This is a genomic window from Chryseobacterium salivictor (assembly GCF_004359195.1).
In the GTDB taxonomy this organism is placed as follows: Bacteria; Bacteroidota; Bacteroidia; order Flavobacteriales; family Weeksellaceae; genus Kaistella; species Kaistella salivictor.
The window spans coordinates 2221945-2245653 of sequence record NZ_CP037954.1; the positions used below are offsets into that span (position 1 = coordinate 2221945).

At 37.7% G+C, this 23709-nt stretch carries 21 protein-coding genes; 8 read left to right on the forward strand and 13 right to left on the reverse strand.

Annotated features, from left to right (window positions below; translation table 11 throughout):
• The first annotated feature begins 10 nt into the window (after nucleotides 1-10).
• From NBC122_RS10120 to NBC122_RS10135, 4 genes are all read left to right on the forward strand, one after another.
• A complete protein-coding gene (locus NBC122_RS10120) occupies nucleotides 11-1402 on the forward strand; it encodes a glucoamylase family protein (protein WP_133440255.1) in 1392 nt (463 codons plus the stop codon).
• Nucleotides 1403-1434: 32 nt separating this feature from the next.
• Nucleotides 1435-2811: a glucoamylase family protein gene (locus NBC122_RS10125; RefSeq protein ID WP_133440256.1), complete on the forward strand. Its 1377-nt coding sequence runs from the start codon at nucleotides 1435-1437 to the stop codon at nucleotides 2809-2811.
• Nucleotides 2812-2916: 105 nt separating this feature from the next.
• A complete protein-coding gene (bglX, locus tag NBC122_RS10130) occupies nucleotides 2917-5244 on the forward strand; it encodes a beta-glucosidase BglX (RefSeq protein WP_133440257.1) in 2328 nt (775 codons plus the stop codon).
• A gap of 100 nt (nucleotides 5245-5344) precedes the next feature.
• Nucleotides 5345-6865 (forward strand): FMN-binding glutamate synthase family protein, encoded by a 1521-nt coding sequence (locus tag NBC122_RS10135; protein ID WP_133440258.1) that lies wholly within the window; start codon nucleotides 5345-5347, stop codon nucleotides 6863-6865.
• Nucleotides 6866-7883: 1018 nt separating this feature from the next.
• On the opposite strand, the gene rplI is transcribed toward NBC122_RS10135, so the two are convergent.
• From rplI to NBC122_RS10165, 6 genes are all read right to left on the reverse strand, one after another.
• On the reverse strand, nucleotides 7884-8411 hold the full coding sequence (rplI, locus tag NBC122_RS10140; protein WP_133440259.1) for a 50S ribosomal protein L9: 528 nt from the start codon (nucleotides 8409-8411) through the stop codon (nucleotides 7884-7886).
• A gap of 149 nt (nucleotides 8412-8560) precedes the next feature.
• Nucleotides 8561-8863 carry a 30S ribosomal protein S18 gene (rpsR, locus tag NBC122_RS10145; RefSeq protein WP_133440260.1) on the reverse strand — a complete coding sequence of 101 codons (303 nt, stop codon included), beginning with the start codon at nucleotides 8861-8863 and terminating at the stop codon, nucleotides 8561-8563.
• Between the two features lie 25 nt (nucleotides 8864-8888).
• Complete coding sequence (gene rpsF / locus NBC122_RS10150) at nucleotides 8889-9230, reverse strand: 30S ribosomal protein S6 (protein WP_133440261.1); 342 nt, start codon at nucleotides 9228-9230, stop codon at nucleotides 8889-8891.
• A 243-nt stretch (nucleotides 9231-9473) separates the two neighbouring features.
• The gene (locus NBC122_RS10155) at nucleotides 9474-10817 is read right to left on the reverse strand and encodes a chloride channel protein (protein ID WP_133440262.1); all 1344 of its coding nucleotides are present in this window, start codon (nucleotides 10815-10817) and stop codon (nucleotides 9474-9476) included.
• A gap of 114 nt (nucleotides 10818-10931) precedes the next feature.
• Nucleotides 10932-11684, reverse strand: a complete 753-nt coding sequence (locus NBC122_RS10160; protein WP_133440263.1) for a polysaccharide deacetylase family protein — start codon at nucleotides 11682-11684, stop codon at nucleotides 10932-10934.
• 127 nt (nucleotides 11685-11811) lie between these two features.
• On the reverse strand, nucleotides 11812-12777 hold the full coding sequence (locus NBC122_RS10165; protein WP_133440264.1) for an NAD-dependent epimerase/dehydratase family protein: 966 nt from the start codon (nucleotides 12775-12777) through the stop codon (nucleotides 11812-11814).
• A gap of 302 nt (nucleotides 12778-13079) precedes the next feature.
• Between NBC122_RS10165 and ggt the strand changes: the two genes are divergently transcribed.
• Entirely contained in the window at nucleotides 13080-14765 is a 1686-nt protein-coding gene (gene ggt, locus NBC122_RS10170; RefSeq protein WP_133440265.1) for a gamma-glutamyltransferase, read from the forward strand.
• Between the two features lie 11 nt (nucleotides 14766-14776).
• Nucleotides 14777-15382, forward strand: coding sequence for a Crp/Fnr family transcriptional regulator (locus NBC122_RS10175; protein WP_133440266.1), 606 nt, complete (start codon nucleotides 14777-14779; stop codon nucleotides 15380-15382).
• A gap of 364 nt (nucleotides 15383-15746) precedes the next feature.
• Here NBC122_RS10175 and NBC122_RS10180 read toward each other — a convergent pair whose 3' ends face one another.
• Genes NBC122_RS10180 through NBC122_RS10210 form a run of 7 tightly spaced genes read right to left on the reverse strand, consistent with a single transcriptional unit; the run spans nucleotide 15747 to nucleotide 21613 of the window.
• Entirely contained in the window at nucleotides 15747-17174 is a 1428-nt protein-coding gene (locus tag NBC122_RS10180; protein ID WP_133440267.1) for an SDR family oxidoreductase, read from the reverse strand.
• Complete coding sequence (locus NBC122_RS10185; RefSeq protein ID WP_133440268.1) at nucleotides 17171-17656, reverse strand: SRPBCC family protein; 486 nt, start codon at nucleotides 17654-17656, stop codon at nucleotides 17171-17173. Before NBC122_RS10185 ends, NBC122_RS10180 begins: the two co-directional genes overlap by 4 nt.
• Nucleotides 17646-18359: a lycopene cyclase domain-containing protein gene (locus tag NBC122_RS10190; protein ID WP_133440269.1), complete on the reverse strand. Its 714-nt coding sequence runs from the start codon at nucleotides 18357-18359 to the stop codon at nucleotides 17646-17648. The genes NBC122_RS10185 and NBC122_RS10190 overlap by 11 nt, the downstream gene beginning before the upstream one ends.
• A gap of 3 nt (nucleotides 18360-18362) precedes the next feature.
• On the reverse strand, nucleotides 18363-18836 hold the full coding sequence (locus NBC122_RS10195; protein WP_133440270.1) for a sterol desaturase family protein: 474 nt from the start codon (nucleotides 18834-18836) through the stop codon (nucleotides 18363-18365).
• Nucleotide 18837: 1 nt separating this feature from the next.
• Complete coding sequence (locus NBC122_RS10200; RefSeq protein ID WP_133440271.1) at nucleotides 18838-19296, reverse strand: hypothetical protein; 459 nt, start codon at nucleotides 19294-19296, stop codon at nucleotides 18838-18840.
• Nucleotides 19296-20141 (reverse strand): phytoene/squalene synthase family protein, encoded by an 846-nt coding sequence (locus NBC122_RS10205; RefSeq protein ID WP_133440272.1) that lies wholly within the window; start codon nucleotides 20139-20141, stop codon nucleotides 19296-19298. The genes NBC122_RS10200 and NBC122_RS10205 overlap by 1 nt, the downstream gene beginning before the upstream one ends.
• A gap of 2 nt (nucleotides 20142-20143) precedes the next feature.
• On the reverse strand, nucleotides 20144-21613 hold the full coding sequence (locus NBC122_RS10210) for a phytoene desaturase family protein (protein WP_133440273.1): 1470 nt from the start codon (nucleotides 21611-21613) through the stop codon (nucleotides 20144-20146).
• A gap of 88 nt (nucleotides 21614-21701) precedes the next feature.
• On the opposite strand from NBC122_RS10210, the gene NBC122_RS10215 reads away from it, so the two are divergent.
• The gene (locus NBC122_RS10215; RefSeq protein ID WP_133440274.1) at nucleotides 21702-22373 is read left to right on the forward strand and encodes a TetR family transcriptional regulator C-terminal domain-containing protein; all 672 of its coding nucleotides are present in this window, start codon (nucleotides 21702-21704) and stop codon (nucleotides 22371-22373) included.
• Nucleotides 22370-23689 (forward strand): ABC1 kinase family protein, encoded by a 1320-nt coding sequence (locus NBC122_RS10220; protein ID WP_133440275.1) that lies wholly within the window; start codon nucleotides 22370-22372, stop codon nucleotides 23687-23689. Before NBC122_RS10215 ends, NBC122_RS10220 begins: the two co-directional genes overlap by 4 nt.
• Nucleotides 23690-23709 lie beyond the last annotated feature (20 nt).

A 23709-nucleotide genomic window follows, 5' to 3' on the forward strand; every position in this document is an offset into this window, starting at 1 on the left:
ATAAAAATAAATGAAAACATCAATCCAATTATTGGCTGCAGCTTTTTTGCTTGTTTCATGCTCGCGTGATTCACCACCAAAAAGTGGCGGAACACCAATTGGCGGCGGCGGTAGTGAACCTCCGATAAATGCTGTTTATACCGATCCTCAAATTATCGGAATGACTCAAAAAGGAGTTACCAAATATTTTTGGGATTATGCAGAAGCGAATTCGAAATTAGCACGGGAACGTTACCATACCGATAATCCGGGAACAGATGCTTCAGTGATTACTACGGGAGGTTCTGGTTTTGGTTTAATGACCATTCTGGTAGCCATTAAAAATGGTGATGTTCCAAGGACTGAAGCCGTTTCCAGATTGACAACTTCTCTTAATTTTTTGCAGAATGCCAACCGTTTTCATGGAGCCTGGCCTCATTGGATCAATGGTAACAATGGAAATGTGATTCCTTTTGGTACAATGGATAATGGAGGTGATTTGGTTGAAACAGCATTTCTTGTTCAAGGGTTAATCTGTGTCCGGGAATATTTTAAAACTTCTACAGATGCACAGGAACTCGCTTTGAGTAAAAAAGCTGATGAACTCTGGAGAGGTGTCGAATGGAATTGGTATACACAAGGTCAAAACGTTTTGTACTGGCACTGGTCGCCCAATTACGATTTTCAGATGAATCTAAAAATACAGGGTTATGATGAAACTTTAATTACATATATTCTGGCGGCGGCTTCACCCAATTATTCTATTGCTAAAACAGTTTATCAACAGGGTTGGGCAAGAAATGGGAGTATAAAAACTGCTGCATCACAATATGGAATCCCATTAATAGTTAATCATAATGGAGCAAGTGGAACAGTAGGACCAATGTTTTTCTCACACTACTCTTTCCTTGGTTTGGATCCTCGAGGACTTTCCGATGAATACGTGAATTATGGAGATGTTGCGACAAATCATGCAAAAATAATGCATCAATATGCTATAGAAAATCCTAAAAACTGGACGGGTTACAGTACAAAGAATTGGGGATTAACTGCAAGTTACAGCCGAAACGCAGATGGGACAACAGGCTATTCTGCCCATCAGCCAAACAATGATTTAGGAGTGATTTCTCCTACAGCGGCCATTTCCAATATAGCTTATACTCCCGCAGAAAGCATAAGCTATTTAAGGTTTTTGTACAACGAAAATTATACGAAATATGTTGGTGTAGCAGGTCCATATGATGCATATTCAGTCCATTATAATTGGGTTACTCCAAGATATTTAGCAATAGATCAGGGAACAATTTCTCCAATGATTGAAAACCATCAGTCAGAGTTCCTTTGGAAATTATTTATGAATGCGCCGGATATTAAGCAGGGATTAATTAAATTGGGCTTTCATTCAAGCAGATATGGATTTTAAAAATTAAAAATTTCGAAATTAATTAGGTATTCATGAAGAAAATTATTCTTATTTCAACATTGGCCGGTGTGTTGTTAATGTCGTGTGAAAGTACGAAACCAGTTATTATAGCAACCGAAAATCAGATGATAAACAAATCAGATGAAGCATTGATGAATCAGGTACAGAGAGATGTATTAAAATATTTCTGGGAAGAAGCTGAACCCAACTCCAGGTTAGGACGGGAGCGTTATCATGAGGACAATATTTATCCTCAAAATGATAAAAACGTTATTACTACTGGAGGCTCAGGTTTCGGAATGATGACCATTCTCGTCGGAGTTGAAAGAAAATTTATTCCTCGAAAAGAAGCCGTTCAGCGATTAACGACGATGGCAGATTTTCTGGCAAAGTCAGACCGGCATCATGGTGCTTGGTCGCATTGGATAAATGGAGAAACCGGAAAAACAGTTCCATTTGGTAAAAAAGATAATGGTGGTGATTTAGTAGAAACTGCATTTTTAGTTCAGGGAATTATTTCAGTGCGCGAATACTTTAAAAACGGAAATCAGGAAGAAAAAAATCTTGCCCAGAAAATGGATGATCTTTGGAAAGGAGTAGAGTGGAACTGGTACACCAAAGGTGGCGAAAAAACGCTCTATTGGCATTGGTCTCCGACCTATGGTTGGGAAATGAATTTCCCTTTAAAAGGATATGATGAAACTTTAGTAACCTATATTTTAGCCGCCTCTTCACCAACCTATCCAATTGATGCGGAAACCTATTATAAGGGATGGACGAGAAACGGAACTTACACTACCGATAAATCCAAGTACGGATTGCCGATGTATGTGAAACATAATGGCGCTGAAGAGTATGGCGGTCCGCTTTTCTGGGCACAATATTCTTATCTCGGATTAGATCCAACTGGTCTCTCTGACCGGTATGTTGCCAACTATTTTGATCTTAATAAAAATCAGGTCCTAATTGATTATAAATACTGCGTCGAAAATCCAAAAGGTTGGAAAGGTTACGGACCAAATTACTGGGGACTTTCAGCAGGTTATACGAGAAATAATGATGGTTCTGTTGGTTACACTGCGCATACTCCCATCAATGATTCAGGGGTAATTAATCCTACCGCAGCGCTCAGCAGTTTTCCTTACACGCCAAAAGAATCGATGGATTTTTTAAGATTTTTATATCAGGAAAAACCAGAATTCATTGGCTCTGCTGGTCCCTACGATGCAACTTCAATTAATTATAATGACTGGTTTACACCAAGATATTTGGCAATCGATCAGGGCACCATTTCACCCATGATCGAGAATTTCAGAACAGGTTTACTATGGAATTTATTTATGAATGCCCCTGAAATTAAGCAAGGACTGAAAAAATTAGATTTTAAATCAACAAAGTACACCTTTTAATTTTTTAACGATTGAAACCATAGAAAAAATCATTCTAATCCGAAGTTGTATGAGTGATGCTCGCTCAAAAAAATAGAGTAAAGAAATAAACGAAATTTAATTAAAATGAAAAAAATAGTTTTGCTGGCAGCGATGGCACTTTCGCCTTTGGTAATGGCACAGGATATTGTCAATAAACCGGTACAGTCTTTCCAGACCAGTCAGTATAAAGCCAAGAAAAAAGTTTTTATCGAAAATCTTTTGGCGAAAATGACCTTAGATGAAAAAATCGGTCAGCTTAATTTACCGAGTGCCGGAGATTTTACCACCGGACAGGCGCAAAATTCCGACATCGGAAAAAAAATTGAAGACGGTCTGGTCGGCGGACTTTTCAATATTAAAGGAGCTGATAAAATCAAAGCCGTTCAGAAGGTCGCCGTTGAAAAAAGCCGTTTAAAAATTCCACTCATTTTTGGGATGGATGTCATCCATGGCTATGAAACAAATTTCCCAATCCCATTGGGGTTAGCAGCCTCTTGGGATATGGATTTGATTCAGCAGTCCGCCAGAGTTGCCGCCAAAGAAGCCACTGCAGATGGCATTTCCTGGACATTTTCCCCAATGACGGATATATCCCGTGAACCAAGATGGGGAAGGGTTTCTGAAGGATCCGGCGAAGATCCGTACTTAGGAAGTGAAATCGCAAAAGCAATGGTTTACGGTTATCAAGGTAAAGATTTATCACATCGTAATACCATCCTGGCGTGCGTGAAACATTTCGCCTTATATGGCGCTCCTGAAGCGGGTAGGGATTACAACACGGTTGACATGAGCCGCCTCAGAATGTTTAACGAATATTTCCCACCTTATAAAGCGGCAGTAGAAGCCGGCGTAGGCTCTGTAATGGCTTCTTTTAATGAAGTCGACGGAATTCCCGCCACAGGGAACCGATGGCTGCAAACGGAAGTGCTTCGGAATCAGTGGGGTTTCGATGGGTTTATTGTCACTGATTATACAGGGATTAATGAAATGGTAGATCATGGCATGGGAGATTTACAACATGTTTCTGCAATGTCACTGAATGCAGGAATCGATATGGATATGGTGGGCGAAGGTTTTTTGAAAACCTTAAAGAAATCCCTGCAGGAAGGAAAAGTGACTCAAGCGTCCATTGATCTCGCTGCCAGAAGAGTTTTGGAAGCAAAATATGATTTAGGATTGTTTGATGATCCCTACCGATATGGTGACGCAAAATTGGCCGCCAAAGAAGTGTACAGCTTAGAGAATAGAAATATTGCAAGAAATACGGCCGCACAGTCAATGGTTTTGATGAAGAATGAAAATCAGATTTTACCGCTGAAAAAATCAGGAACCGTGGCAGTCATTGGTCCACTGGTGAACAACGCGCTTAATATGGCTGGGACGTGGAGCGTTGGTGCAAATCATGCTAATTCTGTTTCTTTAGTAAAAGGACTGCAGGATAATTTGGGCAAACAGGTAAAATTCCTTTCAGCAAAAGGCGCCAATATCGATTACAGTGAAAAGCTCGAAAATATCTATGCTGCACACGGAAAACTAACAGACCGGGATTCCCGTTCGAAAGAAGAATTGCTGAAAGAAGCAATATCAGTTGCTAATCAGGCAGATGTAGTTGTACTTGCCATCGGAGAGTCTGCAGAGATGAGTGGGGAGTCTTCTTCCAGAACAGAAATTGATATTCCGGTTTCCCAGGTTGATTTATTAATGGAGTTAAAGAAAACAGGAAAACCAATCGTAGTCGTTCTTTTCACTGGAAGACCATTGGCTTTAACCAATATGAAAGATATTCCAGACGCCATTTTAAATGTTTGGTTTCCGGGAACTGAAGCAGGAAATGCCATTACAGATGTTCTTTTTGGAAAAGTAAATCCTTCCGGAAAATTGCCGATGACGTTCCCAAGAAGTGTAGGTCAGATTCCATTATATTACAATCATAAAAATACCGGACGACCTTTGAGTGCTGAAAAAACAGAAAAATGTGAATATGAGCGATTCCGTTCCAATTTTATGGACGAATGCAATACGCCGCTTTATCCATTCGGTTATGGATTAAGTTATACCCATTTTAATTATTCTGATATTTCGGTTTCTAACGTAAATCCAAAAGGAAATCAAACCATCCTGGCATCAGTTACGGTGACCAACACTGGGAATTATGATGGCGCAGAAGTAGTGCAGCTTTATATAAGAGATATTGTTGGCAGCATTACAAGACCTGTGAAAGAATTAAAAGGTTTCCAAAAAATATTTTTAAAGAAAGGGGAAAGTAAGAAAGTAACTTTTAATATCTCTCCCGAAGAACTGAAATTCTACAACCATTCCTTGGAATATAATTGGGAAGCAGGTGACTTTGATATTATGATCGGTACCGATTCTGAACAGGTGAAAACTGTAAAAATCAATTGGAATAAGTAAAATAGAAACTATCAATAGAGCCGTTTTCAAAATTAATGAAAGCGGTTTTTTTTGTCCGTTTATTATTATTATTTTTGGGGCACTAAATAAAAAAATTGTAATGAGAGAAAAATTCATTAGGTGGGGATTAGTTCTTCTGGTGGTAACATGGGTAATATCTATATTAATTAAAACTCATTATTGGATCCCGATTCTGCTTAGTTGTATTTATATATTGGGGCTTTACAACAGTTTCCAGACTAAACATGCCATTCTTCGTAACTTTCCGGTGTTGGGTTATTTCCGGTATTTTTTCGAAGAAATTTCGCCTGAAATGCAGCAGTATTTCATCGAAAGAGAAACTGATGGAAAACCTTTTCCAAGAAACGAACGTTCCGCTGCCTATAGAAGAGCGAAAAACATTAGCGATACAGTGCCTTTTGGGACACAATTAGAGATCAATAACAGAAAATATGAAGGAATAAAACATTCGATATACGCCAAATCACCTTCAGAGGAATTACCTACCGTATTGGTCGGCGGCGATCAGTGTACTCAGAAATACAAAGCGTCACTTTTCAATATCTCTGCCATGAGTTTTGGATCATTAAGTGACCGTGCGCAGATGGCTTTAAACAGAGGTGCAAAAAAAGGTGGATTTTACCACAATACAGGAGAAGGTGGAATTTCGCCTTATCACCTGGAAGGTGGTGATTTATGCTGGCAGATCGGAACCGGATATTTCGGTTGTAGAGATGACCACGGTAGATTTTCACCAGAGATTTTCAAGAAAAATGTGTCGATTCCAGCCGTAAAAATGATCGAGATAAAAATATCTCAAGGAGCAAAACCAGGACACGGTGGAGTATTGCCGGGTTCTAAAAATACGCCGGAAATTGCAGCCATTCGTCACGTACAACCGGGTATGACTATTATTTCGCCACCATCGCATTCTGCATTTTCTGATGCGGCGGGGCTGCTGAGATTTGTACAGGAATTAAGAGAACTTTCAGGCGGAAAACCAGTCGGTTTCAAATTATGTATCGGTGATACCAAAGAGTTTGAAGATATTTGCGCACAGATGAATGTATTGAAAATTTATCCTGATTTTATTACCGTAGATGGAGCAGAAGGAGGAACAGGAGCCGCACCGCCAGAATTTTCTGATGGAGTGGGAATGCCATTGGAACCTTCTTTAATCTTTGTCAATAGAACTTTGACCAATTTCAATGTAAGAGATAAACTGAAAGTAATCGCAAGTGGCAAAGTATTGACTTCACTTGATATCCTGCGCGCCATTGCGATGGGGGCAGATATGTGTAACAACGCCAGAGGATTTATGTTTGCTTTAGGCTGTATTCAGGCATTGAGATGTAATACCAATACTTGTCCGACCGGAGTGGCGACCCAGGATAAAATGCTTATTAAAGGATTAGATGTAACCGATAAGAGTGAGCGTGTATATCACTTCCACAAAAACACTTTGCGTACCTGTAACGAGCTTATTGGCGCTGCCGGAAAATCGTCGTATAGCGAAGTTGATGCAAATATGTTTATGCGCGGAGACGAATTTGAGCATCTTGCCGATTATTACTTCCCGGATATTTTAGGAAATGTAAAAACACCCGCAGGGAAATATTAAAATTTGTAAAAACAAATAAGTTGCTATTAATTAAAAGAAAGTGTCTCAATACTCCAACTAACCCTCAGAGATTCTAATATTTGAACCCTATGCTCGAACAGGAGTCCGTGAGAAAACCATAAAAAAAGCCGTTTCATATAGTTATGAGACGGCTTCTTTTTTGTGTTGAACTGATTGATGAAAATGACGAAAGATAATGGAAGTAATCGACAGATGATATTGAAAGTTAATTACGGCTTCAAGAGACTATCTTTATGGTTTTTTTTATTTGAATCTTATTGTCAAATATTGATAATACAGCATTTTTTAAAGCATATGGAATAAATGGATTCTATAAACAAACCGGACACAAACAGTACAGCAGGGAATTAGGGATTTCCTCAAAAGAGCCAAAAATATCACCGCATAAATCTAGAATTCAAAATGTTTTCCTTCTGGTTTGGATCATTAATTTCCTGAACTTAACTTCATTGAAGACCGAATAATTTGATTCGAGAAATTTAGAGAAAATTCCAAACTTTGAACTGAAAATTTAAACCAATGAATATAAATTCACTATTCACTATTCGGATCAGTTTCAAAACTTGGGGGGCTAAGCAAAAAATTTTGGATAATCTGAAAATACAGTACTTGGCCAGCAATCGGATTTCAGTGCGGGCGCTAAAAAGATATTGCAACACCGCAAACTATGCCCATTTGTACCCATTTCTCCAGATAACAAAAGTGTACTCATCCCCATACCAACCCCTGGCTTATGCTGACCTTATGCTGACTGTATGCTGACTCCTATCATTGTATTAGGAGGTGAATATCGGTTTCGGAGAACAATTGAAGATCTGCCTCCTCTTTATTGGTTGTTTAGACCAGCAGAAATTTAAGAAGTTAACAGTCTTCAAAATTAAATATTTATATCTTTCTCTCCAAGTTTTGGGCTTGATTTGCATTGACCATTACATTTATCCAAAAAAATCCGCTATCAAATAAATGATAACGGATTTTACTTATTTCAAAAACTCTCTTATGCTTCTTCAGCTGGAGTCTCTTCTGTTGTCACTGCTTTTGGTTTAGCAACTGGTTTAGGAGCTTCTACCACTGGCGGAGCATCAGAAACGATTTCGAATTCGTAGCTGTATTCCACTTCTCTGTGAAGTCTGATGATTGCAGTAGATTTACCAGTTCTCTTAATGTTGTTCCCTGGAATCTTGATGTATTTTTTATCAACCTGTACCCCTACTTTAGATAATTCGTCAGAAAGGTTAGCGTTGTTGATTGAACCAAACAATTTGTCACCAGTACCCACTTTAGTGGCGATAGTGATGTTTGTTTTTTTCAATTGATCTACGATTGCATTTGCAGCCGCAACCAATTTCGCTTCTTCGTCTTTTCTGGCTTCTAAAGTTTCTGCTAAAGCTGCTTTGTTTTTCGGCGTTGCCAAAAGTGCTAATCCTTGTGGTAACAAGAAGTTTCTTGCATAACCAGGTTTTACACTTACTGTATCAAACTCTAAACCTAAGTTTTCTACGTCTTTTTTTAGGATAATGTCCATTGTTGTTGTCCGTTTTTAATTTTAGAAAAAAGAATAATCTTCTTTTATCAAAAAATCGTTAGAATTAATTTATAAATCAGCAACAAAAGTTTTGAAAAAGAAACTTAATCAAATTAAGTTTCTTTTTTTATTCTTTTATCTATTTTGTCTTATTTCAAAAGATCCGCTACATAAGGCATCATTGCCAAATGTCTTGCTCTTTTGATGGCTGCAGATACTTTTCTTTGGTATTTCAAAGAAGTTCCTGTATATCTTCTTGGTAAAATTTTACCTTGCTCGTTAACGAACTGAAGAAGGAAATCTGCATCTTTATAATCTACATGTTTGATTCCGAATTTTTTGAATCTACAGTATTTTTTGTCAGATTTTGTATTGATGTCAAGTGGAGTTAAAAATCTTACTTCAGATTCTCCTCCTGCTGAGGCTTGTTTAGCCATATCATCTATTGCCATGTCTTTTCTTTTTTAAGGGTTAAAATTAAGCTTTCGCAGTTTTCACTTTCGCTCTTCTTGTTACTGCATACTCGATCGCATGTTTGTCAAGTTTTGTAGTCAGGTAACGGATGATTCTCTCATCACGTTTGAAAGCAAGTTCCAGATCTGCTACTACAGTACCTTCACCTTTGAATTCGATCAAAGTGTAGAATCCATTCTTTTTTAATTGAATTGGATAGGCTAATTTTTTCAGTCCCCATTTTTCTTTGGCAACGATTTCGCAATTGTGTGAAGTCAATAAGTCTTCAAATTTTTTCACTGCTTCCTCCACCTGTGCGTCAGATAGAACGGGAGTTAAAATGAAAACAGTTTCGTAATTGTTCATAATGTTAATTAATTTTGTTAATTATTTCGAGGTGCAAAAATATAACTTCTTTTTGTAACATGCAAGAAAATGAACGCACTAAAGCTGTTTTTGGCAGTAATTCCGGAAATATTCGAAATATAAACTGGTTTTTATCTTAGCCCGGATCGAAACGGCATCCTTTTTTGAGGAGGAACGACGAAAAAAAGATACAGTGGAGAGCCGGACGGAACAGGTAAAAATACCCGGTTTTGTAGCTCCTTATTATTTCCTTAATTCCTCCAGATAGATCATTTTTAATTGATCATATAATGAATGCCTGCTCACTAAGACCGAGATGAGCGAAGAAACCATGCCAGCCAGCATCAGATAAAAAATTAAACTGTGGCGGTCGGTCATTTCGAGAACAATAATCGAAGAGGTAAAAGGTGCGCGGGTAATTCCGGTAAGAAAGGCAACCATTCCGGTTAAAATAACTACGTTGGTTTCATCTGCTGTGAGACTGATCCAGCCGGCGATAACCGAACCTATGCTTGCTCCGGCAGATAGGGCAGGCGCAAAAATTCCGCCTGCTCCACCTGAGGTGAATGATAAAGCGGGACCGAGCATTCTGAACAAGGGCATGTACCAATCTTCGTTTTTATCGGCAGTGAAAAGCGCCCTTTGCATAATTCCTTTTCCCGAACCTAATATTTCTTCATTGATGAAATAGGCCAGCGAGGCAATGATTAAAGCACATATTACTAAAAAAATAATATTGGACAGGTCGGTTTTCAATCTTTTTTTCCAGGCACTGATGCCGAGCATGATGCGCGATAACTGGCTGGCGAAAATTCCGGAAACTGCAGAGGTCAAAATCACAGGAAAAATAATCATCATGCTGATATTGCTGGTTTTTGGATATCCTAAATACAAATACGATCCTGCAAAAGTCTGGGCGGTTAAGCCGGCAATGATGACCGCGGTAAATAATGCGGTTTTAAAGTAATTAATATGCGTTTTCGAAAGTTCTTCGACCGCGAAAACAATCCCGCCAAGCGGTGTATTGAAGGCGGCAGAAAGTCCGGCAGCTGCGCCGGTCATAATCATGTTTTTCTTTGAAATCTTGGGCCACCATTCTGGCAGATATTCGTTCACTTTTCTAAAAACTGATCCTGCGATCTGTATGGTGGGACCTTCCCGACCCACAGCACCCCCACCAATAACCAAAATAATTGATGAAAGAACCTTGAATAAAATGATTTTTATACTCAGTAACCGTGATATTTTATAGTGTTCCTTTGGATTGGCTAATTCTACAGCTGCCATTACTTGTGGTATCCCGCTTCCCTTGGCGTACGGGGCAAATTTTTTGACGAGCCACCACGACAGCACAAATGCAATGGGAGCGGTGATGAAAATAAGCCAACTGTGCCACCGCATCATCGCATGCATCAGATTTTCTCCCCATTGAAAAAGTTGAGCGTAGAAAACTGCGAAAACGCCAGTAATAAAGGATCCGATCCAAAACGGAATAGCCTGTAAGAGATTATGCTTCAGCTTTTCGTTGTGAATATTGTCAAAAGACCATTTAATGGAGCGGCGAATAAGTATGAAAAGACTTCGCATGATGCAAAAATATAATTTTTAAATGGTTCAAATTGACTAAATCATGGTATTTTTTGAACCCAATAATATGTTTTTTTAAACTCAGACTTTTTTTTAATTTCCAGATTACGAAGTTTAAAATGCGAAATCTTTCATTCTTGCGTGGGCGAGTTCAGCTTCATTCATCCAGATTAAAAATGCTTCTAATTTGTCCTGTAACTTTTGTCCCGAATTATATTTTTTATAAAATGAAATTTCAAAGATATCTTTATCAAAATCCGTAAACTGCCAGGAATTAAGGTAAAACAAAACAAAGTCATCTTTTTTAATGGTTTCTACCACCATCTTTTCATAATAGGAAAGTGGCAATATTTGAAAAATAAAATCATTGTAAGGGATTTGAGAATATCTGGAAATGCTTTCGTACAGAATACTCAACCCATTCTTTTCGATAATCGGTGTTTTCCTCTCCAATCTTTTAAAAGGAAATGCAAAAGTGGTTTCTTCGATCAGGGAAACGTAAGTGAATCGCAAATGTAGAATTTCATTCAAATCAAAAGCATTTTCCTTCATCCGAATTCCGCGGATTTGCTTTTCAATAAGTTCTTCCGTGTTTTTCTTAATGCGTTCAATTTCCTCTAAATCGGTATCGAAATGGTAAAAAGAAATTTCATGACCTTCATTGATTATTTTTTTAATCAATGTTTCGAGCTGAGGAATAATTGATATTTCAATGAAAAATGTTGCGCGGATTTCTCTCCTTTCCAGACTTCGCAGAAGCGCTTTCGTATTTTGAATGGTAATTTCTAAAAGCTCATCACTGCTCAATCCACCGACATTTTTAAATTTACGATCAGGATTAATTATGTTAAAAGTTAATAAAATCATTTCGTTACCGTATTGCTTTGGTGAAAGTATAAAAAAATCTGCAAAATCATCGGGAGAAATTCCTTTGATTTTGCAGATATAATATAATAGAAAGTTTTCTTCCTTTAGAAAGGAGAAAAAGCAACTCTTAGTTTTTCGCCAACTTCACTTTCAGGTTTTCCAGCATATCTTTCGTCATTTCGCTGATGCCGTAATCGTAGGAAAGTCCCCAGTCTTTTTTCGCCACCGAATCATCGATGGAAGCCGGCCAGGAATCCGCGATCTGCTGACGGAAATCCGGTTGGTAATCAATCGTGAAATCCGGCATTTCTTTCTTGATTTCTTCCGCCAGTTCTTTTGGCGTGAAAGACATTCCTCCTAAATTGTACGCGGTATGAACGGTCAGGTTTTCTTTCGGAGCATTCATTAAATCAAGCGTTGCCTTAATTGCGTCATTCATATACAGCATCGGCATTCCTGTGTTTTCAGAAATAAAACTCGTGTATTTTCCCTGTTCTACGGCTTCATAAAAAATTTCTACTGCGTAATCCGTTGTTCCGCCACCAGCTGGAGTTTTCCAGGAAATCAAACCGGGATAACGAATGCTTCTTACATCAACACCGAATTTATTATGGTAATATTCGCACCATTTTTCACCCGCCATTTTCGAAATTCCATACACAGTTGTCGGATTCAAAACTACTTCCTGCCCAACGTTTTCTTTCGGGATTCCTGTACCGAAAACGGCAATAGAACTCGGCCAGAAAATCTTCTTAAGCAAACCTTCCTTCGCCATTTCACAGAACTGAAGCAAAGGTTCGATATTCAGTTTCCAGGCAAAAAGCGGCTGTTTCTCAGAAGTTCCCGACAGCAAAGACGCCAGATGATATACGGTAGTGATTTCATAATCTTTAATAACCTGTCTTACCAATTGCGTATTGGTCACATCCATCCTCTCATAGAATCCCGCGGAAGTCAGGTTTTTATCCCAACGGTCGAGTCCGGAAGCCACCACATTTTCCGCGCCGTGAATTTCAACTAATTTATTCGTAAGTTCGGTGCCGATTTGTCCCAGGGCACCGGTGATAAGTATTTTTTCCGTGTAGGATTCCATATTTAAAGTTTAGATTTCGCACAAATTTAGCAAAATCGGATAGCATAAGGAATAGGATGAGTAAAATAATTTTTTGGACGGCTGTTTCCGGCTGAAATTTACGCGGAGCCTGTAGAAGTATTGCCGGTTTTTTTTTCCGCTTCGTTCCATAAAAAGTATTCCACTCAAACCTAGCAAAGTCGTTCGGAGATTTAAATAAAAAAATATAAACTGTATAATAAAGTCGGGTCATAAATGAGGATTCCAAAGGAAAATCTTCGCCAATCCATCCATTTTCGTTATTTTTGATAAATTTTTTAGTCATGAAAAAACTGGTGTTATCATTCGTTGTTATTTCCCAATTTGCTTTTGCGCAATTCACCGACATTAATATTGTAAAAGAAATTCACACCAAAGAAAAAGGTTTGGTCGTTTCTGCGCATCCGTTAGCCAGTGAAGCTGGAGCGAAAATCATGAAATTGGGCGGAAATGCCTACGATGCGGTCATTGCAACACAATATGCTTTAGCGGTCGTTTATCCGCAAGCTGGAAATATCGGTGGCGGTGGTTTTTTAGTCGGCGTAAAAAATAACGGCGAAAAATTCACCATCGATTTCCGAGAAACCGCACCGGAGAAATCATTCAGAGATATGTATCTTGATAAAAAAGGAAATGCCAATACCGATCTGTCCCAAAATGGAAGATTGGCAGTCGGGATTCCGGGTTCTATTGCCGGATTTTATGCGACCTTGAAGTATGGCAAATTGCCGATGCAAAAACTGATTCAGCCCGCAATCGATTTAGCGGAGAAAGGTTTTGCAATCACAGAGAAAGAAGCCGACTTGCTCAATAATCAAATGGAATTCTTCAACCAGCATAATAAAAATAAAACCGTTTTTCAAAAATCAACACCTTGGAAACAGGGTGATATTCTCATTCAAAAAGAATTGGCTGCAACTTTAAAACTGATTCAGAAAGACGGTGCAAAAGCCTTCTATGAAGGGAAAACCGCTCAACTCATTATTGATGAAATGAAACGCGGAAACGGAATTATTACTTTAAATGATCTTAAAAATTATAAAGTAGTGGAAAGAAAACCCCTCACTTTTAATTATAAAGGAAACGAAATCGTATCCATGCCTTTGCCTTCAAGCGGCGGAATTCTTTTAGCTCAAATGCTGAAAATGAGCAGTTTTGAAAATATCGAAAAGTACCAACAGAACTCTACGCCGGCCGTGCAAATTATGGTGGAAGCTGAGCGCCGTGCTTTCGCGGACAGAGCTGAATATATGGGAGATCCCGGATTTATCAAAGACAAAACCGAAATGTTGATTTCTGACGATTATTTAAAAAACCGCTGGAAATCTTTTAATAAAAATGCAGCGACGCCAAGTTCAGAAGTCGGGAAAATTATTCCACAACCGAAAGAATCTACAGAAACAACGCACATCTCCATCGCTGATAAAGAGGGAAATGCTGTTGCGGTTACAACAACGTTAAACGGGTTGTACGGAAGCAAAGTGGTCGTTTCCGGTGCCGGTTTTTTCCTGAACAACGAAATGGATGATTTCTCCGTAAAACCAGGCGTTCCGAATATGTTTGGTGCTGTTGGTGGTGAAGCTAACTCCATTCAGCCGGGAAAAAGAATGTTGAGTTCGATGACGCCAACCATCGTTTTGAAAAATGGAAAACCGTATATCATCGTGGGAACTCCTGGTGGAACGACGATTCCAACTTCGGTTTACCAATCGATTGTGAATGTGATCAATTTTAAACTGAGCCCGAATATGACCGTCAATACCCCGAAATTTCATCATCAGTGGCTTCCGGAAACCGTTATGGTAGAAAATAATTTTCCTGAAACAACGATCTCAGATTTAGAAAAAATGAATTATAAAATAGAAAGGGTTTCACAAATCGGAAGAACAGAAATGATCGTTATCGACGGAAATGGAAATGCGGTTGCTGTGGCGGATGGCCGCGGTGATGATTCGGTTGGAGTTGAATAAAAATGAATATAATGGAAAGTACTGGATTCAGGCAGAAACTGAGCGAGAAAATATTATCCTATAAACCCGATTTCAATCTAGAGGTTTTGAATTCGGGTTTAAATCAATTTCAAATAACGGACTGCAAGGCAGACGAAGATATTGTGAAAACAGGCGAAGTCTGTAAAAAGATCTTTTTTGTCGAAAAATCGATTTCCCGGTGCTATTTTCTGGGAGAAGATGGTGAGGAGAAAACACTTTGGTTAGAGCCGGAAATGAGTTTTATGACAGATTATGAAAGTTTTACCTTACAGTCAGCAAGTAAATGCAATATTCATCTTTATGAAGATTCTCTTGTTTATTCGATTGACAGGGAGGTTTTATTTAATCTTTATATGACCTATCACGAATGGGCGTTGGTAGGTATCGCAATTATGGAGGATCATTTTCTCAATTTATTCAAAATTACAACCACCATTCACTTCAATAATGCCAGTTCTAATTATGAACATGTGGAAAGTTTTTTCACGAAATATTTAGATGTGGTGCCTTTGAAACATATTGCATCCTGGTTTAATATTTCTGCGGTGCATCTTTCAAGGATTCGTGCAGAAAGGAGTAAAATAGCTGCAAATTAACATATGTTAAGTTGATTGCGGGAGTGGTGTTTTATCTTTGCCACCGATTCTATGACACATGATGAATAAGAGAGTAATCTCATTTCTTGCCTTTGCTGTATTCAAAATATTCAAGAACTTAATGTAAAAATAGTTTTCAATTTTATTTAATTAAAATGATATGATGCAGCAAAGGGGCAAGTTTTTATACTTCTGAATGGAGAAAATTATTTCTTTTCTTTTAATCACATAGCATGCAAATATCTACAATCGGAAATTCGTAAACTGATTATCAAAAAACCGCATGTAAAACCGTAATTCTATGTACGTTTTGCAGTCTTTTGAAATCAAATTTTTGTTGCTAAAAATAAGAAAGACTATGAATTTATTTTCCTGCCAGTTTTTTCAACATTCCGTTAAAGATCAAGCCGTGAAAAGGCAAGACCGAATACCAGTACAATCTCCCCGATAAACCGAGCGGACGAAAAGTGGCCTCTTGATGCAAAACGCCGTTTTTGATTTTAAATTCCAGCCAGGCTTCTCCCGGAAGTTTCATTTCGGCAAAAAGCAAAAGTCGTTTTTTATCTCTGTCAGCATACAAAACGCGCCAGAAATCTACAGAATCTCCGGCTTCTAAATCATTGATGTTTCTGCGGCCCCGTCTTAAACCAACGCCTCCAAAAAGTTTATCTAAAAATCCACGGATCCGCCAAAGGAAATCTGCATAATACCAACCGGTTTTCCCACCGATACTGAAAATCCGTTCTAAAGTTGCGGCTTCATCATCCACTTTAATTTCGCGGATATCTTTAAAACAACCTTCGTCCGGAACTTCTAAATATTGCCAGACTTGGCGGCTGTGAAACTGATTGCTGAAGGAATCAAACCAACTCGACAAAACATCATTCTGCTTGATTTTGTCAAATGCCTGACGGATTGCTTCCTGATAAGAAAAAAGATGGATGTTTAACTGCTCTGCCAAATTGTTTTGGTGCGCGACCACATCTATTTTCATCGAATCGACTAAATTTGTTGCCAGAAAATAACTCGTCGAAGTCACGAAATACAACCAATAAGAAGACAGTTTCGGCGTCATCACCGGAACGATGAAAATATAGCGTTTCAAACCGCGGATTTCTGCGTACTGCAAAAGCATTTCTTTGTAAGTGAGAATGTCGGTTCCAGCGATATCGTAATTTTGATTATAGGTAAATTCTTTTCCCAAAACGCCCACCAAAAACTGCATCACATTTCTTATCGCAATCGGCTGACATTTGGTATTGAGCCATTTTGGCGTAATCATGACCGGTAATTTTTCAACCAGATCTCTGATGATTTCAAAAGACGCGCTTCCCGAACCCACGATAATCCCGGCCCGGAGACTGGTCAAACTGTAAACAGAACTTTTCAGTGCTTCTTCTACATTTTTTCTGGACTGAAGATGTTTGGAAAGTTTTTGTTCATTAATAATTCCTGTCAGGAAAATCACCTGTTTTACCGAAGTTTTTTCTAAAGCACGGCGAAAATTCTCTGCGGAAATTTTTTCCTTTTCCTGAAAATCACCTTCGCTGGAAGACATCGAATGAATTAAATAATAAGCTGCTTCTATATCTTTCGGAATATTATTTAAAGAAGATTCATCTAAAAAATCATTCTCAATCACTTCAATTTGACCGAGTTTTTCTTTAAATAATTTAAGCCCGAAACGGTTTTTATCCCTTACAGAACATACCACATGATGGCCTTCTTCCAACAACTGAATCAGAAGCCTTTTGCCAATGTAACCGGTAACGCCTGTAAGTAGGATTTTCATGATGCAAATGTTTTTTCTAAAATTTTGAAACGGCTTTCAAAGATAAATTTCACTTTATCCCGCACTAATTTTCCGGCCAGAAAATCTCCCAAAATCCCGAAGGGCATTTTGAAATTAACGATGTCGGTCATTTTCACTTTTCCGTCTGCTGCTTCTTCAAAATGATGTTCGTGATGCCACATCGCATAGGGACCGAATCTTTGTTCATCCACAAAAAACTGATGGTCTTCCAAATGCGTGATTTCTGTAATCCAATTCGATTTTATAAATGGTAAAACACCGATTTTATAAGTGATAATTTGACCTTTGTACGTTTTGTTTGGTGGATTATTGGTAATCCTAAAATCCATTTCTTTCGGCGTGATTTTATCTAAATTCGTTGGCAATGTAAAGAATTTCCAAGCTTTATCAAGTGAAAGCGGTAAAATCTGTTCGGAAGTCAACGTGTAAATTCCGGATTGTTTGGTTAAATTAATTTTCATGGCTGGATTTAAATAATTTCTTGGTTTTTAAATATTCAAACAAAAGCGTAATCGAGTAGAGCAGTGCGAAACAGTAAAAACTGTCTTCCACCGGAATCGTTCCCATGCGTATTCCCAGATTCTGAGTGTTGTCATAAGAAACGACGGGCAAATCAGAATAACTTCCTGTTAAAGCCGAGTTTACAAAGTAGAAAGGGATGAATATAATGACGAAACTCAGATAAAATCTTTGGGCATATTTCCATTGAAAAATAATCTGACTTAACATTAATAATGTAAATAATCCGATACAAACGAAGGTGTACATTTTATCATAATTAAAAACGGTTAGCAATAAACCGACCGCGAAAAGAAGGTAAGTAATCCATTTCGTCGCCTTTGCAGATAATTCAATATTGGGAAAGAAATATTTTAAAGAATAATGAATAAAGATACTGGCATAAGGAATCAGCAAGAAAAACAACCATTCTTCAATAGGCAATTTTAGAATCCTGAAACCTATTAAATATTGGTCATTAAAAGCCCAGACATTTTGATAAGCAAAATAACTGTCCCATAAAATAAAGAAAATTCCCACAACCGCAATGGAGGTGAAATACGCTTTCCAGTGCTGAATGAAATGCATTCTTTTCTTCTCAAAACTGTAGATGAAAGGAATTAAAAAACTGAAAACATCTAAAAGTAAGTAATAATAAGATTGCAAAATTTATTTTTTTAAAGTTGATAACCGGGCTTCTTTGAAATAATGGAGCGGCACGAAAAGCATTCCGAAACATTCGCCGTCTTCTTTGCCCAAATGTTTGTGGTGCATTTTATGTGCTTTTCTCAACCCACGGAAATACCAGTTGTTGGTTTTGTCGAACCATTTGAATCTCCGGTGAATTAAAACATCGTGAACTAGAAAATAACACATTCCGTAAATTAAAATTCCTAAGCCGACGAAGAACATCCAGTTCAGTTCGCCACGCGTTCCGAAGTAAAAAAGTAAAATACTAGGAATTGCGAAAACGACAAAAAAAGCATCGTTTTTTTCAAATACGTGAGGGTACCCGGGCTGATGATGATCTTCGTGCAGGTACCAACCCAAACCGTGCATGATGTATTTGTGCGTAAGCCAGGTAACTCCCTCCATGCCGATAACAATTACGATTGTTAACAGAATATATCCAATAATTTCCATTTTATAATTTTAAATAATCTTTGATGTATAGTTTCAAATCTTCATCATTTGTGTTTTTGTATTCCTTCGCCAAAAAATTTCGGTCTTCTTTAATCTGCTGATTATATCCTAAAATTGAAGGCGCTTTTTCCTGGGTGATTAAACGCATTAATCTGATTTCTAAATTTTTAGGATCTGCTTTTAAAGCCTGTTCCATTGTTTTCTTTCCCTCATTAAAGTAAGACATTTTTTTCAGCGGATTAAAGGCATGTTTTGCCATAAAGAATTTTCCTACGGCTAAAAATCCCCCGTAAACCGGTTCTTTCGAATTCCGGTAAGCGGTGCTGGATTTTTCGATCAATGTTTTTGCCGATTTTTCAGAACTTTCACCCGTTTTCAGCAAAGTTCGTAATTCTTTTATATTTTGAGAAAACATCATATTGGAAATCAATAGAATTAAAAGCAAACTCAATTTTTTCATTACAGCAGATTCAGATTTTTATTTAAAATCATTTCCCCAAAGAGGTACATTTTTCGGGCATTTGAAACGCGTATTCTTTTGGTTAAAAGCAATTCTGGTTTCGTCCTTCTTATTTTCTTAAACAAATTAAAGTAATATTTGTAGGCCATAAAAACGGCTAACCTGCTTGAAATTGGAAGCATTTTAATTCCAATTTTAGCGTGTTCGAAATCTTTTGCGATATCTTTTTCAATTTCAATTTTATCTTTTTCTGAAAAATTTTTAAAATCGACTCCGGGGAAATAAGTCCGGTTGAGATCAAGAAAGTCAGCACTGATATCCCTTAAAAAATTGATCTTTTGAAAAGCTGCGCCTAAACTCTGTGCATAAGGTTTCAGTTTTTCATATTCTGCAATATTGCCATTAACAAAGACTTTAAGACACATCAAACCTACAACTTCGGCAGAACCATAAATATATTCGTTGTATTTTTCATCATTCAGATCTTTAATATCTCCCAAATCCATCTTCATTGAATGCAGGAAAGCATCGACCAAATCCTGCGGAATATTTTTCTCACGCTGCGTTAAACAGAAGGAATGTAAAATTGGATTGAGGGAAATACCGTTTTCTTTCGCAGAATGGTAATTTCTCTCAAATTCTGCCATTAATCTTACCTTGTCATAGTCGTGAAAAGTATCCACAATCTCATCTGCCAATCTTACAAATCCGTAAATGTTATAGATATGCTGGCGGATTTCCGGTTGAAAAAGAGAAGACGCCTTGTAGAACGAGGTGCTGTATTTTTCGGTGACCATCTTCGAAGATTGCCCACAAAACGAATTAAAAATTTCTAAATTATTCATCGTTAGAATATTTTGTTTTGATGTTGAAGAATGTAATCTGTCACTACTTTTCCGGAGATTAAAGCGGGCGGAACACCCGGTCCGGGAACGGTAAGCTGACCGGTGTAGAATAAATTCTTTATTTTTTTGTTACTGATGCTTGGCCGTAAAACAGAAGTTTGTAATAAGGTGTTGGCCAATCCGTACGCGTTACCACGGCAGGAGTTGTAGCGCTCTTTGAAATCCTGTACCCCAAAACTTTTTTTGAACAGTACTGAACTTCGCAAATCTACACCGATGTTTTTTTCCACCCGATCCATAATCAGTTCGAAATACCGGTCATGAATATCCTGACTATCCTCTAAATCTACCGCTACAGGAATTAAGAAAAAGCCCACTTCTTTTCCTTCCGGACATAAATCCAAATCCGTTTTCGACGAGAAATTGGCATAGAACAAAGGTTTTTTTGGCAATTTCGGTTCATCATAAATATCAACAGCATGCTGCCCGAAATCGGTATCGAAGAATAAATTGTGATGCTGCAGTTCCGGAACTTTTTTGTCAAACGCTACATAATATAAAAAGGACGATGGGGCAAAAACTTTCTTTTGCCAATATTTGTCGCTGTAGTTTTTTTGATTAGGATTTAAAAGTTGCTCGGTATGAGCATAATCCGCACCGGAAATTACCAGATCGGTATCGAAGAAACCGTGAGTGGTGACAACGCTTGTCGCCGCATTGTTTTCAGTTTCTATTTTTATTACATTTTGATTAAGGTGAAATTCAACGCCTAATTCTTTTGCCAACTTCACCATTCCCAGAGCAACTGCATTAAAGCCTCCTTTCGGATACCAGGTTCCCAAACCAAAATCGGCGTGATTCATAAAATTATAAAACGCCGGCGTATTCTGTGGTTTCGCTCCCAAAAACAGAACGGGAAATTCCAGAATACTTTGAAGTTTTGGATTTTTGATGTTCTTTCTTACCGTCTGCGAAATGTTTTGAACAAACAGATTTAATCTGGAGGCTGTCTCTAAACTGACCAGTTCTAACAAAGATTTCCCGGGATTGTACACCAAATCTTTCATCGCGATTTCGTAATTTTTGCGGGAATCTTCCATGAATTTCCGCAAATGCTTTCCGCTTCCGGGTTCTACTTCTTCAAATTTAGCAATGATTTTTTCAGGTTCATCAGAAATATCGATGTAGTCATCTTTCCCGAAAATAACTCTGTAACCGGGAGATAACTTCTTTAATTCATAATAATCAGAAACATTTTTGCCGAAATCAGCAAAAAACCGTTCGAATATATCCGGCATCCAATACCAACTTGGTCCCATGTCAAATTTAAATCCAGCAATTTCCAGCATAGAAGCTCGGCCGCCTAACTGTTCGTTTTTTTCTAAAACCTGAACAGAATAGCCTGCTTTAGCCATGTAACAGGCAGAAGCAATAGCGGAAAATCCGGATCCGATAATGATTACTTTTTTCATCTCTTTTAATAATGGAACAAAAATATACTTTTATTTTATAAATAGAAAATATTTTTACTAAATTTGTGCTTTAATTTAAAACCAAGATATGAAAAATACAGAAGTAACTCAGGAAAAAATTTTAGATATTTATTCTAAATATGTTCTTCGAAATAATAAAAAGCCATTGAATGTTTTCACTTTCTGTGATGAACATGAGCTCGATGAATCTCAATTTTATTTCTTTTACGCTAATTTCGACCAGCTCGAAGCAGATTATCTTAAATATTTTATGAACCAAAGTATCCTCCTTATTTCTAAAGAAGAAGACTATGAAGGGGATGATGCCAAAACAAAAATGCTCTCCTTTTATTATACCTTTTTTGAACAGTTGACGATGAACAGAAGTTTGGTGATTTACCTTATCGGTTCAGACAAAAATAATTTGGATCATCTGAAAAAATTGTGCACGCTGAAAAAAGAGTTTCAGTCCTTTATTAAAACATTAGCTATTTCGCAGCCATTGATGGAAAGTCAAAATGAAAATATGGCCAAAATAGAACGGTTCAAAAACAAAGGCATCGAAGAATTATATTGGGGACATTTTCTGACCACGCTGAAATTCTGGATAGAAGATACGAGTTCTAATTTCGAGAAAACCGATATTTTTATTGAAAAATCAGTGGACACCAGTTTCGAACTTTTTGAAATTAAACCTTTGAAGAAATTAGTCGATTTGGGAAAATTTCTCTTTAATGAAAAAATAAAAAACAATTCATGAAAACCTTAGATAAAATACCAACAAGTAAAATCCAGCGTGCCGGTAAATTGATTTCCACCGGTGCTAAAGTTGGCGTGAATTATTTAAAATACTACGGTGAAAAAATCACCAAAACGGAAGATGAAGCCAAAGACAATCTCAATAAAAATAACGCAACGGATATTTATGACAGTTTAAAAGAATTGAAAGGAAGCGCGCTGAAAGTTGCCCAAATGTTGAGCATGGAAAAGAATATTTTACCGGCAGCTTACGTGGAGAAATTTTCTTTATCCCAGTTTCAGGTTCCGCCACTGTCGGCGCCTTTGGTGACCAAGATCTTTAAAACGTATTTTGGAAAAAGGCCCAATGAGCTTTTCGATGAGTTTGAGCCCAATTCCACCAATGCTGCAAGTATCGGTCAGGTTCATAAAGCTAAAAAAGACGGTAAAGAACTGGCGGTAAAGATTCAGTATCCGGGAGTTTCCGACTCTATTTCCTCTGATTTGGCGATGGTAAAACCCATTGCGATGAAGATGTTCAATATCAAAGGGAAAAACTCCGATCAATATTTCAAAGAAGTGGAAGATAAGTTGCTGGAAGAAACCGATTATAATTTAGAAATCAGTCAAAGTTTAGAAATCAGAAAAAGTTGTGAATCCTTGCCAAATCTGGCTTTCCCCGATTATTATCCGCAATATTCCAATGACCGGATTATCACGATGGACTGGATGCACGGAATCCATCTTTCGACTTTCTGTGCCGCCAATCAGGATCCAAAACTGGCGAATAAGGTTGGTCAGGCGCTGTGGGATTTTTATATGTTTCAGATTCATCAGTTGAGAAAAGTACACGCGGATCCGCATCCGGGGAATTTTTTGGTTTCTGAAGAAGGAACTTTAATTGCTATTGATTTTGGCTGTATGAAAGGTATTCCTGAGGATTTTTATATTCCTTATTTTGAACTGGCAATTCGGGAGAATTTAGAAAATAAAGAGTTTTTTGACCGGAAATTACTGGAACTGGAAATTATAAGAGCAGACGATTCTGCTGAAGAAAAAGAATTTTTCACGCAGATATTCTATGAGTTGCTGTATTTGTTTACTACTCCTTTTCAGGAAGAAAATTTCGATTTCTCCGATGGTAAATTCTTTCAAGCGACTGCAGATCTTGGTCAGAAATATTCAAAAAATACCCAAATCAAAGGCAGAAATGCCAATCGCGGATCGAGACATTTTATTTATATGAACCGTACCTTTTTCGGACTCTATAATTTAATGCACGACATCAAAGCCGATCATATTCTTATTAATAATTATAAAAATTTCATCAAAAATTGATTTTAACTGAACAGCAAACC

Excerpts from the sequence above, each read along its gene's own strand:
- NBC122_RS10195 (WP_133440270.1), bottom strand. The coding sequence starts at position 18,836 with ATGGAAATTATTGGATATATTCTGTTAACAATCGTAATTGTTATCGGC.
- bglX (WP_133440257.1), top strand. The coding sequence starts at position 2,917 with ATGAAAAAAATAGTTTTGCTGGCAGCGATGGCACTTTCGCCTTTGGTA.
- NBC122_RS10185 (WP_133440268.1), bottom strand. The coding sequence starts at position 17,656 with ATGAAAATTAATTTAACCAAACAATCCGGAATTTACACGTTGACTTCC.
- NBC122_RS10120 (WP_133440255.1), top strand. The coding sequence starts at position 11 with ATGAAAACATCAATCCAATTATTGGCTGCAGCTTTTTTGCTTGTTTCA.
- NBC122_RS10135 (WP_133440258.1), top strand. The coding sequence starts at position 5,345 with ATGAGAGAAAAATTCATTAGGTGGGGATTAGTTCTTCTGGTGGTAACA.
- NBC122_RS10165 (WP_133440264.1), bottom strand. The coding sequence starts at position 12,777 with ATGGAATCCTACACGGAAAAAATACTTATCACCGGTGCCCTGGGACAA.
- NBC122_RS10125 (WP_133440256.1), top strand. The coding sequence starts at position 1,435 with ATGAAGAAAATTATTCTTATTTCAACATTGGCCGGTGTGTTGTTAATG.
- NBC122_RS10205 (WP_133440272.1), bottom strand. The coding sequence starts at position 20,141 with ATGAATAATTTAGAAATTTTTAATTCGTTTTGTGGGCAATCTTCGAAG.
- NBC122_RS10175 (WP_133440266.1), top strand. The coding sequence starts at position 14,777 with ATGGAAAGTACTGGATTCAGGCAGAAACTGAGCGAGAAAATATTATCC.
- rplI (WP_133440259.1), bottom strand. The coding sequence starts at position 8,411 with ATGGACATTATCCTAAAAAAAGACGTAGAAAACTTAGGTTTAGAGTTT.
- NBC122_RS10200 (WP_133440271.1), bottom strand. The coding sequence starts at position 19,296 with ATGAAAAAATTGAGTTTGCTTTTAATTCTATTGATTTCCAATATGATG.
- ggt (WP_133440265.1), top strand. The coding sequence starts at position 13,080 with ATGAAAAAACTGGTGTTATCATTCGTTGTTATTTCCCAATTTGCTTTT.
- rpsF (WP_133440261.1), bottom strand. The coding sequence starts at position 9,230 with ATGAACAATTACGAAACTGTTTTCATTTTAACTCCCGTTCTATCTGAC.
- NBC122_RS10215 (WP_133440274.1), top strand. The coding sequence starts at position 21,702 with ATGAAAAATACAGAAGTAACTCAGGAAAAAATTTTAGATATTTATTCT.
- NBC122_RS10155 (WP_133440262.1), bottom strand. The coding sequence starts at position 10,817 with ATGCGAAGTCTTTTCATACTTATTCGCCGCTCCATTAAATGGTCTTTT.
- NBC122_RS10160 (WP_133440263.1), bottom strand. The coding sequence starts at position 11,684 with ATGATTTTATTAACTTTTAACATAATTAATCCTGATCGTAAATTTAAA.
- rpsR (WP_133440260.1), bottom strand. The coding sequence starts at position 8,863 with ATGGCAATAGATGATATGGCTAAACAAGCCTCAGCAGGAGGAGAATCT.
- NBC122_RS10180 (WP_133440267.1), bottom strand. The coding sequence starts at position 17,174 with ATGAAAATCCTACTTACAGGCGTTACCGGTTACATTGGCAAAAGGCTT.
- NBC122_RS10210 (WP_133440273.1), bottom strand. The coding sequence starts at position 21,613 with ATGAAAAAAGTAATCATTATCGGATCCGGATTTTCCGCTATTGCTTCT.
- NBC122_RS10220 (WP_133440275.1), top strand. The coding sequence starts at position 22,370 with ATGAAAACCTTAGATAAAATACCAACAAGTAAAATCCAGCGTGCCGGT.